At 59.7% G+C, this 14,310-nt stretch carries 12 protein-coding genes and 1 tRNA gene; 12 read left to right on the top strand and 1 reads right to left on the bottom strand.

The features are described 5' to 3' along the window. Positions 1-109 precede the first annotated feature (109 nt). Positions 110-1,024, bottom strand: coding sequence for a C39 family peptidase (locus tag AAAX77_RS05605; protein WP_349105196.1), 915 nt, complete (start codon positions 1,022-1,024; stop codon positions 110-112). 354 nt (positions 1,025-1,378) lie between these two features. Here AAAX77_RS05605 and AAAX77_RS05600 point away from each other — a divergent pair, with 354 nt between their 5' ends. From AAAX77_RS05600 to AAAX77_RS05545, 12 genes are all read left to right on the top strand, one after another. Continuing rightward, positions 1,379-2,830, top strand: coding sequence for an APC family permease (locus AAAX77_RS05600; protein ID WP_316365773.1), 1,452 nt, complete (start codon positions 1,379-1,381; stop codon positions 2,828-2,830). A gap of 132 nt (positions 2,831-2,962) precedes the next feature. Continuing rightward, a complete protein-coding gene (locus AAAX77_RS05595) occupies positions 2,963-4,240 on the top strand; it encodes an amidohydrolase family protein (RefSeq protein ID WP_117633809.1) in 1,278 nt (425 codons plus the stop codon). A 112-nt stretch (positions 4,241-4,352) separates the two neighbouring features. Next, positions 4,353-5,744 carry a histidine kinase gene (locus AAAX77_RS05590; RefSeq protein ID WP_349105193.1) on the top strand — a complete coding sequence of 464 codons (1,392 nt, stop codon included), beginning with the start codon at positions 4,353-4,355 and terminating at the stop codon, positions 5,742-5,744. Between the two features lie 38 nt (positions 5,745-5,782). Continuing rightward, positions 5,783-6,517: a response regulator gene (locus tag AAAX77_RS05585; RefSeq protein ID WP_349105192.1), complete on the top strand. Its 735-nt coding sequence runs from the start codon at positions 5,783-5,785 to the stop codon at positions 6,515-6,517. A gap of 92 nt (positions 6,518-6,609) precedes the next feature. Further along, positions 6,610-7,554 (top strand): zinc dependent phospholipase C family protein, encoded by a 945-nt coding sequence (locus AAAX77_RS05580; RefSeq protein WP_349105191.1) that lies wholly within the window; start codon positions 6,610-6,612, stop codon positions 7,552-7,554. Between the two features lie 101 nt (positions 7,555-7,655). Then, a complete protein-coding gene (locus tag AAAX77_RS05575; RefSeq protein WP_006235159.1) occupies positions 7,656-8,915 on the top strand; it encodes an MFS transporter in 1,260 nt (419 codons plus the stop codon). 171 nt (positions 8,916-9,086) lie between these two features. Continuing rightward, positions 9,087-10,274: a glycosyltransferase gene (locus AAAX77_RS05570; RefSeq protein ID WP_006235158.1), complete on the top strand. Its 1,188-nt coding sequence runs from the start codon at positions 9,087-9,089 to the stop codon at positions 10,272-10,274. Next, positions 10,271-11,614, top strand: a complete 1,344-nt coding sequence (locus tag AAAX77_RS05565; RefSeq protein WP_055310084.1) for a histidine kinase — start codon at positions 10,271-10,273, stop codon at positions 11,612-11,614. Before AAAX77_RS05570 ends, AAAX77_RS05565 begins: the two co-directional genes overlap by 4 nt. 72 nt (positions 11,615-11,686) lie before the next feature. Next, entirely contained in the window at positions 11,687-12,403 is a 717-nt protein-coding gene (locus tag AAAX77_RS05560; RefSeq protein WP_022094115.1) for a response regulator, read from the top strand. Between the two features lie 96 nt (positions 12,404-12,499). Further along, on the top strand, positions 12,500-12,967 hold the full coding sequence (locus tag AAAX77_RS05555) for a YfcE family phosphodiesterase (protein WP_349105189.1): 468 nt from the start codon (positions 12,500-12,502) through the stop codon (positions 12,965-12,967). 408 nt (positions 12,968-13,375) lie between these two features. After that, positions 13,376-13,453 (top strand) — tRNA-Asp (locus AAAX77_RS05550). A 359-nt stretch (positions 13,454-13,812) separates the two neighbouring features. Then, the gene (locus AAAX77_RS05545) at positions 13,813-14,298 is read left to right on the top strand and encodes an Rrf2 family transcriptional regulator (RefSeq protein ID WP_138341664.1); all 486 of its coding nucleotides are present in this window, start codon (positions 13,813-13,815) and stop codon (positions 14,296-14,298) included. Positions 14,299-14,310 lie beyond the last annotated feature (12 nt).

The raw sequence follows: 14,310 nt of genomic DNA, 5'->3' as shown, positions 1-14,310 counted from the left end.
CCGGCGCGCCACGGGTCAAGATGCACTAGGCCTGGACGAAGTCCGGGCCCGCGCCTTTAGACGCGAGCCCGGGGCCCGTGGGTTATACCCTAAGAGCAAACCACCCTTTTTAAGGGTGGTTCTGATTGGCATCGTCGATGCCGTAGAGCACGATGTAGTGGCCTACGTTGGTAAACGTACCGGGGCGCACTGCGGCGATGACGGGCACACCCGAGCGAAGTGCTTGGGTAATCGATTCGCGATCGTTATAGAGCTGTGTTCCGTTGAGCCCCAGCTGCCACGCACCGCCTGTCATAAACGACCACTCGGTGGCACCGGTGGGGGCGTAGTTGCCGGCTTCGGCCAGTGCGCATATATCGACCGGCGTCTTATCGGTATGGCCGGTCTTAAAGATATAGACCATGGTGAGGCAGGTAGGACCGCAAGCGTTTTCGCGAATAGTGCCACCGGCATAGGGCAGCTCCGACCATGCGGGGTCAATTTGGTAGATGTGGGGCATGGTGCCGGCCTGCCATTGCGAGCGTGGGGTCGAGAACGCAAAGGAGTAACCGGGTGCGACGGGAGCTTTAAGCAGCTTGTCTTCGGCAGTGGGCTCAAGACCGGCTGATCCGTGGGAGATACAGGATCCCAAAAACACAAAGACGAGGCAGGCGGCGATGGAGCAAAGCGTAAGGCGTAGGCGGCGGGCCGGAAGCGCGTGGCTTGTGGCGTGTGACGCAGGGTGAGGGGCGGAATTGCCGCGATCGCGTTGAGGTCGCGAAAAGGAGCGCTTGACGTAGTAGTCGGTTTTACGGCGATCGTAGCGGCGTGGCTGCGATGTGTCGGTCTGGCGTTGGCGTGTGCTCGTACTCACGCGGTCTGACTGCTGCACGGTACGGCTTTGTTGCCGCGAAGAAGCCCCGAGCTGCTCTTGGGGGCGCTGCGGGTTGTCGTTGTCGGAGGTGATTCTGGGCGTTGGCGTGGCGCGGCCGGCAAGGCGCACGCTTTGTGGCCGTTGGTCGCCGTCATTGTATCCGTATGCCATTCGAATCACCTTGCCTCATGTGTAACTTGTTTATCCTACATAAAAAGATGCACGACACATGGGTATGTGCGCCAAAAGCCTGACAAATGGTATGAACGTTGCCGCGCCGCGCGCCTAGCGTCACGGCAACAGGTATTCAAAAGCAGACAAGATGAAAGCGTCCAAGACGAATGACGTCTCCCGCCGTTCGTCCCAAAAACGGTGCCGCTCGTTTTGCAGTTCTGCCTTCGGTCGAGCTGCGAGCGGCGCTGCTGCGCCAAGGCCGTATCTTAAAGCCATGGAATAAAAGCGCGCGGCAAAACGGACCGCGCAAGGGGTGACGCCAAGGGCGTCAAATAGGAAAGGAGGGGAACAATGGCGGACAAGAACGCAGAAGTTGCAGTCGAGGATAACGGCGGCATGAAGAAAACGCTCTCGCTCTGGAACTTCTTTACCATCGGCTTCGGTGCCATCATCGGTACCGGTTGGGTTCTGCAGGTCGGCGACTGGATGGTCGTGGGCGGCGGTCCCGTTCCCGCTATGATCGCATTCCTCTTGGGTGCAATCTTCCTCGTGCCCGTCGGAGCTGTTTTCGGTGAGCTCACGGCTGCCATCCCCATCTCGGGCGGCATCGTCGAGTATGTCGATCGTAGCTTTGGCCGTACGCTGAGCTACATCACCGGATGGCTTTTGGCCCTGGGCAACGGCATCCTGTGCCCGTGGGAGGCCATCGCCATTTCGACCCTCGTGTCCGAGATGTTCGGCAGCCTGCCCGGCCTTGAGTGGCTGCGCGCCGTCAAGCTCTACACCATACTGGGGGCCGACGTCTACCTGTTCCCGACGCTGATCGCGCTCGGCTTTGCAGTCTACGTCATCTTCCTCAACTTCCGCGGTGCCAGCTCGGCTGCCAAGCTCCAGGCCTTCCTGACCAAGGCCCTGCTCTGCGGCATGCTGCTCGCCATGGGCGTCTCGCTGTTCACCGGCTCGCCGGACAATGCCATGCCCGTGTTCTCCCAGGTCACCGGCGCTGGCGGCGGCAAGGCCGCTACCGAGAGCTCCAGCCTGTTTGCCGGCATCGTGTCGGTCCTGGTTCTGACCCCGTTCTTCTACGCTGGCTTCGACACCATTCCTCAGCAGGCTGAGGAAGCAGCTGAGGGCCTCAACTGGAACAAGTTCGGCAAGATCATCTCCCTGGCCCTGCTGGCCGCCGGCGGCTTCTACATGGTCTGCATCTACTCGTTCGGCACCATCCTCGACTGGCATGAGTTTGTTAAGAGCCCGGTTCCCGCGCTTGCCTGCCTCAAGGGCATCAACATGCTTCTGTACCTGGCTATGCTCGTCATCGCCACGCTTGGACCCATGGGCCCGATGAACTCCTTCTACGGCGCCACGAGCCGCATCATGCTCGCCATGGGCCGCAAGGGCCAGCTGCCCGAGCAGTTCGCCGAGGTCGACCCCAAGTCCGGCGCTCCCAAGCTTGCCTGCGTCGTTCTGGGCGTCATCACCGTCGTCGGTCCGTTCCTGGGCAAGAACATGCTCATCCCTCTGACCAACGTGTCGGCTCTCGCCTTCATCTTCTCCTGCGGCATGGTCGCCCTCGCTTGCCTGCGCATGCGCTTCACCGAGCCCGACCTGCCTCGTCCCTACGAGGTGCCCGGCGGCAAGTTTGGCATCGGCCTCGCTATCGCTGCCTGTGCCATCATCATCGGCCTGCTCGTGATCCCGTTCTCTCCCGCCTCCCTCAACATGGTGGAGTGGAGCATCGTGATCGGCTGGTTGGCTATTGGCCTGGCCCTCATGGCTTTCACCAATTCCCGCAAAAAGTAACGCCGAGCCGGGGCGGACCAGGTGCGCGGGACCCTCTCTTCCGCGCACCGAACCCGGCATCACTTGGGTAGCTTTGTGAGGCCGCGACCCAACACGGCCTCGCCCACATATATGGATCCATAAGGAGGAACCATGTCCACTAAGTATGCAATCGTTGGCGGCAAGCTCATCGACGGTACCGGTGCCGAGCCGGTCGAGAACTCCCTCGTTCTCGTCGACGACAACGGCAAGATCGAGTACGCCGGCGCCATGCAGGACCTTCCCGAGGGCGTTGAGGTCATCGACGCCGCCGGCAAGACCGTCCTTCCTGGCCTGATCGACACCCACCTGCACTTCTCGGGCAACTTGACCGATGATGACACCGACTGGGTCATGCAGCCGCTCCTCGAGAAGCAGGCCGTCGCCGTCAAGCAGGCCTACGATTGCCTCACCCACGGCCTCACCACCGTCTGCGAGATCGGCCGCTTTGGTATCCAGATCCGTGACTGCATCGACAAGGGCGTCTTCAAGGGCCCGCGCGTTCTGGCCACCGGCCTTGGATTCTGCCGCGTTGCCGGCCACGGCGACTCCCACCACTGCAGCCAGGAGCTCAACAAGGAATCGCACCCCTGGGGCGATCAGGTCGACGGTCCTTGGGATCTGCGCAAGGCCGTCCGTCGTCGTCTGCGCGAGAACCCCGATGCCATCAAGATCTGGGCTACCGGTGGCGGCATCTGGCGCTGGGACTCCGGCCGCGACCAGCACTACTGCTCCGAGGAGATTCAGGCCGTGGTCGAAGAGGCAAAGATGGTCGGCATCCCCGTGTGGAGCCACTGCTACAACAACCACGCCGCTGCCTACGATTCCGTTCGCTTTGGCTGCGAGCAGCTGATTCACGGCTTCGATATCGATGAGCGTACCATGGACCTCATGGCCGAGCAGGGCACCTTCTTCACCCCGACGATCGCCTTCCTGCCCACCTGGTACGCCACCTATCCGCCCGTCTACGTCCCCGAGCTGCACGACAAGTACGAGGGCACCCTGGTCGAGAAGGAGCTGCAGCGCAACTACGACTGCCTGCGCGAGGCCAAGAAGCGCGGCGTCGTCATGACGATCGGCTCCGACTCCTTCTCCTTCGTCACCCCGTACGGCACCTGCTCCATCGAGGAGATGTACGAGTTCGTCGACAAGATCGGCTTCACCCCGGTCGAGACCATCACCTGTGCCACTCTCAACGGTGCCAAGATGTGCCACATCGAGGACGAGACCGGTTCCATCGAGGCCGGCAAGTGCGCCGACCTGCTGGTCGTCAACGGTGACGTCGCCGCCGACATCCACGTGCTCAACACCGACAACATGGACGTCATCATGAAGGACGGCTGGATTGTCGAGGCCGGCACCTTCGGCGAGGCAAACAAGTACAGCGCCTAAGCTACCGTTCATCGATGGCTTGATGTAAAACACAGTATTTGATTGCATAATGCAATGGAGAGGGTCGCTTGCGGCCCTCTTTATTGCTATGGGGTGCGTCAGTAAGAAGGAGATGACGGTGGATCTCAATAGGCTGATTCTGGGCAAGAGCTACAACTCTACCAAGGTCTTTCGTACCGCTCAGCATGTGGTTCAAGCCATCTTGCTCGGTATTGTCGTTCCGCTGCTTATCCTGCTGCTCATCTGGGATCTAACCGATAATCCCAATCCCGTTCCGGCCGTTGTCGTCATTGCCGGCTTGGTCATGCTGTGCTTCTTCTTCTCGTACGTCTTTGTCGTTCCCGACGACCTCACATCGAGCGCAACCGACCGCACGCTCGCCATCGCTTCAAAAATATTCGCCTACACGTCGCGCGGCCTTACGCCCGAAGCTGCCCTGGGCGCCTCTAAGATCATCCTGTCCGAAACTATCGCCTCTGCCATCTGCTTTACCGACGGCAAGCAGGTGTTGGCAAGCTGGGGCGAGGACTCGGCAAAATGCCCCGCGGGCACCCCGGTGGTACTGCGGACTACGCTCAACGTGATCAACAGCGGTGAGCAAAGCGTGTTCTCGCGCGATGCCTCGACCGAGACGGGTGGCTACTTTCCGCGCCTGCGCGCCGGTATTGTCGCACCGCTTACCGTGCGCGGGCATTGCGTGGGCACGCTCGAGCTGTATTATCCCCGTCTGAGCAGCATCGATATGCGCCAGACGGCGCTTGCCTCGGGCTTTGCCGACCTCATTTCCACGCAGCTTGCGAGCTTTGAGCTTGAGCGCCAGGACGAGCTTACGGCCCGCGTGGAGCTGCGTGCCTTGCAATCGCAGGTCGATCCTCATTTTCTGTTTAACACCATCAGCACCATCGTGTCGCTCGTTCGAACCGAGCCCGACAAGGCCAGGTCGCTGCTGATCGACTTCTCCAACTACTATCGTCAGACGCTTTCTGATTCCGATACGCTCACCACGCTCGAGCACGAGGTGGAACAGGGCACTCGCTATATCAACCTTATGCAGGCTCGTTATGGCGACGGCCGTCTGCGCGTCTCGGTCGATATCGACTTTGAGGTGCGCGATTGCATGGTGCCGCCGTTTATCTTGCAGCCGTTGCTCGAAAACTGCATCAAGCACGCGCAGCGCGAGACCGAGCCGCTTTCTATTCATGTTAGGGCTTTCGGGACCGATGACGGTTTGGAGATCATCGTCGAGGACGACGGCATCGGTATGAGCGAAGAAGTCTGCGCGCATCTGTTTGAGCAGCATCGCCTGGAGGAGCCCGAGAGCATTACCGCCGACGGCTCCGTCAAGCGAGGTTGCGGCCTGGCGCTCTTCAACGTGCTTCAGCGCATCCATTTCTTTTACGGAGAAGATTCCGGCATGCGCGTGAAGTCCCAGGAGGGCGTGGGAACGCAGGTCATCGTCGAGCTGAACGGCGAGCCGCATGAGCCCGCGCCGTTGACGGCGTAGCACGCGGTTGGATTGAGAGAAAAAGAGGGGAAGCACATATGTCCGAAGGCTGGAACATCTTGGTGGTTGATGACGAACCTCCCATTAGGGCCGAGCTACGCTATCTGTTGGAAAAGGATACGCGTGTGGGCCAGATTGCCGAGGCGGGCAATGTCACCGAAGCCGTGGAGTCGATTCTGTCGAACAAGCCCGACGTGCTGTTTTTAGACATTACCATGCCCGGTCGCTCGGGAATTGAGCTTGCCGAGACGCTGCAGAACCTAAAGACGCCGCCGGTGGTTGTGTTTGTGACGGCGTTTGCCGAGTATGCGGCCGATGCCTATAACCTCGATGCCGTCGATTATGTCGTCAAGCCGGTCGAGGACGCACGCCTGTCAAAGGCACTCGACAAGATCGAGGCAGCCTTGGGTGTCCGTCGTGTTATCCACGCTCCGCGCCAGCCTTTGCGTCTGACGGTGGACCGCGGGGGCAAAAAGGTGTTCATTCCCGCCGCAGACGTCTGCTACTTTGAGGCGCGTGCCGATTTTTGCAACGCCGTCTGCGCCGAGGGAACATACCTGATCAATGAGTCGATTTCCTCGCTCGAGCGGCGCCTGGCCTCCGAGGGCTTTATCCGTGTCCACCGCAGCTATCTGGTCAATTTGGAAGACGTGCACAATGTCGAGATCGGTTCCACGGGTCTTATGGAGCTCAGGCTCGATCGCGTAACCTCGACGGTGCCCGTGTCCCGCCGTCGCGCTGCCGAGGTTAAAGCACACTTGGGGCTTGCGTAGACGGTCTGCGTGCCGTCGTTTACCATCGCAGGTTTGGCATGGGCGCGCGGTGGGCATAATGGGTGGCATCGAATGAAATCGAAAGGATCATTATGCCCGCGCTTATCACCCATCATCTGTTTGGCGAGGAAAGCATCGACCGTCTTCCGCAGGGCGTCATCACGTCCGATGAAGAGCGCATTGCCTTTATCTTGGGCAACCAAGGCCCCGACCCGTTTTTCTTTCACATTCTGACACCGCGTGTTTCCGACTGCACGCTGCTGGCGCAGGTCATGCATCGGTCGCGCATGTCTCGCCAGTTCGCGTGCCTGCGCGACGGCGTGTCGCATCTGCCGCCGCGCGACGCCAGCTTGGGTCGCGCCTTTGCGCTGGGCCTGCTGTCTCATTATGTGCTCGACCGCAACGCCCATCCTTTTGTCTATGAGCAGCAGTTTGGCATCGTGGAGTCCGATTCAGAGCTTGAGGATTCGAGCAGTCAGGTCCATGCCGTGATCGAGAGCGACCTGGATGTACTGATGCTGCAGCTTAAACGCGATGGCGCTACGGTCGACGATTACCCGCCGGCGGGCGAGATCGTCACCACCGATCGCATCAATCGCGTGGCCGGCGTGCTGATGAGCTATGTTGCCGGACGCGTGTACGGCATTGACATTCCGGCGGGGGAGTACGGTGCTGCCGTTGCCAATATGCAGCGACTTTACCGCGCGATTGAGCCGGCCGGCTCCGCAAAGACGCGCGCGATCTCGCTGGTTGAGGGCTTGGTGCACGACTACTCGCTGCTCGACGGCCTTGCCCATCGCGTGACGACGGAGCTGCCCGAGCGCACCGGTAACCTGGGCCATCTGACATGGAAGAATCCCTTTACCGACGAGGTCTCGAACGAGAGTTTCCCCGAGGTCTTTGATCGCGCGCTGGTCGATTACGAGTGCACGGTCGCACGTTTTATCGAGACCGGTGACATGGATGCCGTGACCAGTCACGTCAACTACAGCGGTCGCGTGCTCGAAGCCGATGAGGAGTTCGACCGCGAGGAATAGGGCCCGTGCGTGCCCCTTTGCCGAATCCTTACCGGCGGTTCTGGACAATTGGGGTACGATGAACTAACTGCATATCGGGCGAATACGAAGGGTCCCTGTCCATGAAATACACCAAGCTCGAGCGTAACTGGGTTATGTATGATGTGGGCAATTCGGCCCTTGTGCTGCTCAATACCTCGGTGGTGCCCATTTACTTTAACGCCATCAATACCGGCGCTTCCTCGGCCGACCTGGTGGTCGCTTGGGGCAATGCGCAGACGATCGCCTCGCTGGTCATCGCCATGCTCATGCCCATTCTGGGCGCGCTTGCCGACTACGCCGGCAACAAGATCAAGTTCTTCTTGGGCTTCTTCCTCACGGGCCTGGTGCTTTGCCTGGCGCAGGCTATCCCAATGTCCGCCATGGCATTTTTGACCGTGTACGTGCTGTGCACCATCGGCCTTAACTCTTCTATGACGTTCTACGACGCCATGCTGCCCGACATTACCACCGACGAGCGCATGGACGCCGTGTCCAGCTCGGGCTATGCCTGGGGCTACATCGGTTCCACCGTGCCGTTCGTCATCTGCCTGGCGCTCATCATGGGTGGCCCCGCTCTTGGCGTCCCTACCATGCTGGCAACGCGTCTGTCGTTTATCATCACTGGTGCCTGGTGGCTCATCTTTACCCTGCCGCTCATTCGCACCTATAAGCAAAAGTACGGTCGCGAGCGCGGTCCCGAGGACACTATCGGCCACATCGTGGGCGGTGTGTTCTCCGAGGTCGGACACACCATGCGCGAGATCGCCCACAACAAGACCGTGCTGGTCTACATGATCGCGTTCTTCTTCTATATCGATGGCGTCCACACGGTCATTTCCATGGCCACCAGTTACGGATCGGCCTTGGGCATCGATTCGACGCAGCTAGTGCTGGCGCTGCTCGTTACGCAGTTCGTGGCCTTTCCGTCCGCCATCATCTACGGCAAGCTCGCCGGACGCGTAGGCACGCTCAACATGATCCTGGTGGCGGTCGCCGCCTACATGGGCATTGTGCTGTTCGCCGCGTTCTTCCTAAAGACCGCCTTTGAATTCTGGGTGCTTGCCATTATGGTCGGCCTGTTCCAGGGCGGCGTGCAGGCGCTTAGCCGTAGCTACTTTGGTCGCATTATCCCCAAGGAAAAGTCCAACGAGTACTACGGCTTCTTTGACATCTTCGGTCGCTATGCAAGCGTCATGGGCACTTTCCTAGTGTCGGTCGTCACCTCGCTGACCGGCAACCCGTCGCTGGGCGTCCTTTCCATTGGCGTGCTGCTGATCGTTGGCTTTATGCTGCTGGTCCGCCTGTCCCGCATGACTCGGGCGGCAGAGCATGCCGCATAGGAGCGAGCGGCTATTGTGCCTGTCCACGGTACTCTTTTGGGGTTATCCGCAATAAACATTGCGACTTGCGAGCAATGATTTGCCCAAGTGGGTATGATGGAATCAGCTAGGTCGCGGGGCGTCGCCTGTGTTTGGCGGCGTCCCGTTTTTGTGTTGCAGGGAGGGTAAGGCATGAACGCCACAGTCGTGATTCCAACGTATTGGGCGGGCGATGACGCTTGCGCAAACGCCCCTGGCACCTATGACCATTCGACGCGACTCAACGCCGACAATCCCGAACTCGACCGCTGCCTGGCCTCGCTTGAGCAGGTACGTGACATCCCGCGCATCATCCTTTTGGTGGTCTGTCCCGTTTCTGCCACAGCCGATGTGTCGCTGCACGTGCGCGAGATTGTCGACGCGCATCCCACGCTCAAGGTCACCGTTGTCACCAACACCCAGGCCTCGCGCATTGCAGACCGGGTTGCTCAGATCGCGCCCAAGGGTTCGGGCGAGTGCGTGAGCCTGCGAGGCTACGGTGCCATCCGCAACATGGGGCTAGCCTGTGCCGCTGTGCTGGGGCATGACGCGGTTATCTTTTTGGATGACGATGAGACTGTCATCGACGCCGACTTTATGAAGCGCGCGACCTATGCGTTGGGGCAGCAGACGCGTCAGGGCTTGCCGATCTTGGTCAAGAGCGGTTATTTCTACGATCGCGACGGCTCGCCGCTGGCTCCCACGGACAAGGCGGGCATCTGCCATCGTTGGTGGACCAAGCGCATCGAGTTCAACCGTTGGATGAAAAAGGCGCTCTCGGGCACCCGCATCTCGCGCTCCAACTACGTGTGCGGCGGCCTGATGGCCCTGCACGCCCGCGCCTTTACGCGTGTGGCCTTTGACCCGTTTATCACCCGCGGCGAGGACTTGGATTACCTCTTTAACATGCGCATGTTTGGCTACGACGTGTGGTTCGATAACGAGTGGACCGTGCGCCATCTGCCTCCGGAGTCCGAAAAGCGCTCACCGCGCTTTATGCAGGATGTATACCGTTGGTACTACGAACGGGCCAAGTTGACATTCGCCGCGCATCAAAAGGAGCTCATTCCCGTTACGGCGGCATCACTCATGCCCTACCCGGGCCCGTGGATTTCGCGCGAGCTCGACGACCGCGTGCGCAAGACCGCTATGGTCCGCAGCGTGTTTACCCGCGAGCACGAGGGCTACCTGCGCATCTGGCGCCATGGTATCGGCGAGGCAAAGGCCTATGCGCGCCAAAACGCTGCAAGCTATCTGCGTTTCCAGAGCTTTTGGCCCAAGATCATGGACGGGCTTTGGCGTGACGCACAACTGATCAGTATCCTGGAGGGGGCCGAATGATCGACCGCCGCGCCCAGCGCGATAGTTCAATATCAATCTTTCGCATCATTGCCGTTGCCTGCGCCATTTGCGTGCTGGTGTACTTTATTTTTGCCTTGGTGACCGGTATCGAGCCGATCGCCACGGTGATTGCCTGCGCGCTGCTGTGCATCTTTCTGTGCATCTTTATCTTTTTGACGCTCAATCCCGATTCGGTGCGCTCCCAGTACACCGAGGAGACGCTCTCGGTGGCCTCGGCCATGCTCGAGGACATTAAGGGCGGTCTGACGCAGGAGTCGGCGCGTTTGGTGTGCCGGCGCATTTTGCCCGAGACGCGCGCCATGACGGTGGCCATCACCGACGAGGGCAACGTGTTGGCCTGCGCGGGCGAGTTTGAGGAAAAACTACTGCCAGATTCTCCCATCCACACGCTTGCCACACGCTACGTTATCGAACATGGCATCGTACAGTCGTTCAACCGTATGGTGGATGTCGTGGGCTCGGATGGCTCGCACAACCAAGTCCCCGCCGGCATTATCGCCCCCATCAAGGTGGGCGATCGTACCGTCGGCACGCTCAAGTTCTACTACAAGACCCCGCGCGCCGTCGACCGTACCCAGTACGCGCTTGCCTCGGGCTTTGCCGAGATCTTGTCCACGCAGCTCGCCATCCACGAGCTCGAGGTGCAAAAGGAACTCACAGCGCGCGCTGAGGTGCGTGCGCTGCAAGCGCAGATTAACCCGCACTTCCTGTTCAACACGCTGAACACCATTGCATCGTTTACGCGCACCGACCCGCTGCGGGCCCGCGAGCTGCTTCGTGAGTTCTCATCGTTCTATCGTGCCACGCTCGACAACTCGGGGTCGCTTATTCCGGTCTCGCGCGAGGTCGCACAGACCAAGCGCTACCTTACCTTTGAGAAGGCCCGCTTTGGCGAGGACCGCGTGCTTGCGACGTTCGATGTGTCTGAGGACGTGGAAGATACGCTGGTGCCGGCGTTCGTGATCCAGCCGATTGTCGAGAACGCCGTACGTCATGGTATGGGCGATGACGACGCCCTGAGGATCGACGTGACCGTTCACCAAGACGGCGAGGATGCAATCTTGATTGCCGTGGCCGATAATGGCGTGGGCATGGATGAGGGTACCGCCGCCAGACTGTTTGACGAGCGCTCTGCCCGTCCCGACGCCAGCTCTCCCCAGGGTGGCGGCGCCGGTGTGGCCATGCACAATATTTCGGAGCGCATCCATCGCTTTTATGGGCCGCACTCCTATACGCGTGTCGAATCGGCGCCGGGCAAGGGCACCAAAGTGCTCCTTCATCTTGATTTGTCAGAGAGCATCTTTGACATTCAAGAGTAAAATAAAAGGCTACGGGCTCAACGTCATGCGGCGGATGCCCGGCGTAGTTAGTTGACGAAAGGTTTTATCCCTATGCTGCGTGCGATGATTGTGGATGATGAGGCGCCGGCTCGCTCGGAGCTTCGCTTCCTGCTCGAGCAAACGGGCAAGATCGGCACGATCACGGAGGCGTCGAGCGTCCGCTCCGCCATCGAGATGCTTATGGAAAGTCGCGTGGATGTCGTGTTTCTCGATATCTCGATGCCCGGTGCCTCGGGCCTGCAACTTGCCGAGGCGCTGCATAAGCTCAAAAATCCGCCGGCGATCGTGTTTGTGACTGCGTATAGTGACCATGCGGTCGAGGCATTCGACGTGGATGCCGTCGATTATCTGATGAAGCCGGTCGAGGAAGCTCGCTTGGATCGCGCGATCGAGAAGGTCATGCAACGCACCAAGCCGGTTACGGACAGCAAGGTGACCATCGAGCGTATCCCGGTGGAAAAGGGCGGCCGCAAGGTGCTCATTCCCGTGGACGACATTCGCTTTATCATGGCCAAGGACGATTACTCCTGCATCTATACCGTCGATGATCGCTTTTTGTCGACGACCTCGCTGGCGCAGTTTGAGGCCAAGCTCTGCGATTTTGGCTTCTTCCGTGTTCACCGCCGCTATATCGTCAACTTGGCGTGCGTCACGGATGTCGAGACGGTGCCCTCGGGTGCCATCCAGCTGGGCATTACGGGCGTCGACGAACGCGTGCCGGTTTCGCGCCGCCGCGTCGTGCCGCTTAAGAAGGCCCTGAGTCTCTAGCACACTGGCCCCGCAGCCCTGTAGACCCATCGTCTGCGGAGCCGTGGGGCCTTTTTTGTATGTATCTGCCGAATCGTTTTTTGCGGAAGGGATCCCATGAACAGTGCAAGCGCCAAGCGTATCGACATCATCTCGGACACCCACGGCTATTTATCGCCTGCGCTCTTGGATGAGCTTGAGGGCGCGGATCTGATTATCCATGCCGGCGACCTCACGTCAGAGATGGACTACGAGCACCTATGCGCCATCGCCCCCGTTCGGGCCGTACTGGGCAACAACGATTACTACCGCGACTACGGCCCCGATGTAGACCGTCTTGCGCTCTTTACCTACGAAGGCCTCAAATTCGCCGTAGCCCACTACCGCGAAGACCTTCCGGTGGGATCCGTAGACGTAGCCATCAACGGCCATACCCACGTAACCAAAGAAGCCCAAGTGGGCCGTTGCTTAGTCCTCAACCCGGGCAGTGCCAGCTACCCCAGAGGCACCCGAGGCCCCACCATGGCCAGAATGCTAGTAAAAGACGGCAAGATCCTAAGCACTAAATTTATTGACCTAGAGTAACCACAACAAAAGCGGGGGATGCAGATGCGTCTCCCGTTTCCATTTGAGCCAAAGGCAGAGCTTCAACAAAAACAATCAGACCAACCCCGCCGAGGAGCACGCGGGCTAGCCGCGCAGCGGCGCACGCCCGCAAAACTGGTTGAATAATGTGACGGCAGGGAGGGCTTCCGGGGCTGAGGGCGGGGGTTAAGTTTGTCGCGAGTTCCGCACGCAAAGGAAAGCACTTAATGTGCTTTCCGTCTTGCGCAGGACTGTAGAGCAGCAAACTTAACCCCCGCCCTCAGCCCCGGAAGCCCTCCCGGATGGCCCCAAAAAATTTTTCAAAAAAGTTGTTGCGCGCCGGACAGACTTCTGTGTATACTAATCCCCGCAGCGCACGCGAGCGGAAACAAACGCGAACGTCTGCCTGGGGAGTTAGCTCAGTTTGGTTAGAGCGCCGGCCTGTCACGTCGGAGGTCGCGGGTTCGAGCCCCGTACTTCCCGCCAACGCAATTAAAGCCACGTCTTCGGACGTGGCTTTTTGCGTTTGATGCACTTTGTTTCGATAGAACGATCGCCCTGGTGCATCTTCGCCCAGAATCCTCGCGCCTTCGGGAACGCAAGTAAAATCTAATAAGTATATCTGTCTGAACAACAGCTTTGTTGCGCAACACCTGTTCAACGAGACAGGGGGTTAGGTTATACTAAATTGCACTGTGCGCCGCATCTGATGCATTTCGCTCCAAGCGCGGCACTCAGTGGATATCCGATTTACCATTTGGATGTCCTGGCGGTCATTTAGCGTCTCGACACAAGCTCGGCCCCGGAACTCGTTCGAGCTGTTCGTATTCCTTGAAAGGGGAAAAATGGACATATCGAGGAAGACTGATTACGCCCTTCGTATGCTGGCGATGCTTGCCGAGGATCCGGAGCGTTTGCTTTCTGTTCGCACCGCTGCCGAAGAGGTCAATGTCCCGTATTCGTTTGCCCGCTCGATTCAGCACGGTTTGGTCCAGGCCGGTATTGTGGAGAGCCTGCGTGGCGTCCACGGCGGCATGCGTCTCAAGGTCAGTCCGGACGACGTCACTATCCGCCAGGTCGTCGAGGCCGTTCAGGGTCCTATGGTTATGAACGATTGCACCGCGCCCGATGGTGACTGTGCGCGCATGGGCGCGTGCTGCTATCATCCCCTGTGGGCCGGAGCTCAGGCGTTGATGCGCGACTACCTCGATTCCGTTTCGCTCGGCGACATCGTCGCTCACCGCCAGTTCCCGGCCGTCGATCCCAAGTTCGCCGACCGCGAAGCGTTTCCCGAGTACGCCACCTGCGCGTGCGCTTACCGGGAGGAATAGCGCCGCATAAGG

The organism is Collinsella sp. CLA-ER-H6, assembly GCF_040092305.1.
Lineage (GTDB): Bacteria > Actinomycetota > Coriobacteriia > Coriobacteriales > Coriobacteriaceae > Collinsella.
This window is presented reverse-complemented; position numbering and strand designations above follow the sequence as displayed.

What these genes read in the sequence shown, in the direction of transcription:
- AAAX77_RS05605 (WP_349105196.1), bottom strand. Translation starts at nt 1,024, where the DNA reads ATGGCATACGGATACAATGACGGCGACCAACGGCCACAAAGCGTGCGC.
- AAAX77_RS05600 (WP_316365773.1), top strand. Translation starts at nt 1,379, where the DNA reads ATGGCGGACAAGAACGCAGAAGTTGCAGTCGAGGATAACGGCGGCATG.
- AAAX77_RS05595 (WP_117633809.1), top strand. Translation starts at nt 2,963, where the DNA reads ATGTCCACTAAGTATGCAATCGTTGGCGGCAAGCTCATCGACGGTACC.
- AAAX77_RS05590 (WP_349105193.1), top strand. Translation starts at nt 4,353, where the DNA reads ATGACGGTGGATCTCAATAGGCTGATTCTGGGCAAGAGCTACAACTCT.
- AAAX77_RS05585 (WP_349105192.1), top strand. Translation starts at nt 5,783, where the DNA reads ATGTCCGAAGGCTGGAACATCTTGGTGGTTGATGACGAACCTCCCATT.
- AAAX77_RS05580 (WP_349105191.1), top strand. Translation starts at nt 6,610, where the DNA reads ATGCCCGCGCTTATCACCCATCATCTGTTTGGCGAGGAAAGCATCGAC.
- AAAX77_RS05575 (WP_006235159.1), top strand. Translation starts at nt 7,656, where the DNA reads ATGAAATACACCAAGCTCGAGCGTAACTGGGTTATGTATGATGTGGGC.
- AAAX77_RS05570 (WP_006235158.1), top strand. Translation starts at nt 9,087, where the DNA reads ATGAACGCCACAGTCGTGATTCCAACGTATTGGGCGGGCGATGACGCT.
- AAAX77_RS05565 (WP_055310084.1), top strand. Translation starts at nt 10,271, where the DNA reads ATGATCGACCGCCGCGCCCAGCGCGATAGTTCAATATCAATCTTTCGC.
- AAAX77_RS05560 (WP_022094115.1), top strand. Translation starts at nt 11,687, where the DNA reads ATGCTGCGTGCGATGATTGTGGATGATGAGGCGCCGGCTCGCTCGGAG.
- AAAX77_RS05555 (WP_349105189.1), top strand. Translation starts at nt 12,500, where the DNA reads ATGAACAGTGCAAGCGCCAAGCGTATCGACATCATCTCGGACACCCAC.
- AAAX77_RS05545 (WP_138341664.1), top strand. Translation starts at nt 13,813, where the DNA reads ATGGACATATCGAGGAAGACTGATTACGCCCTTCGTATGCTGGCGATG.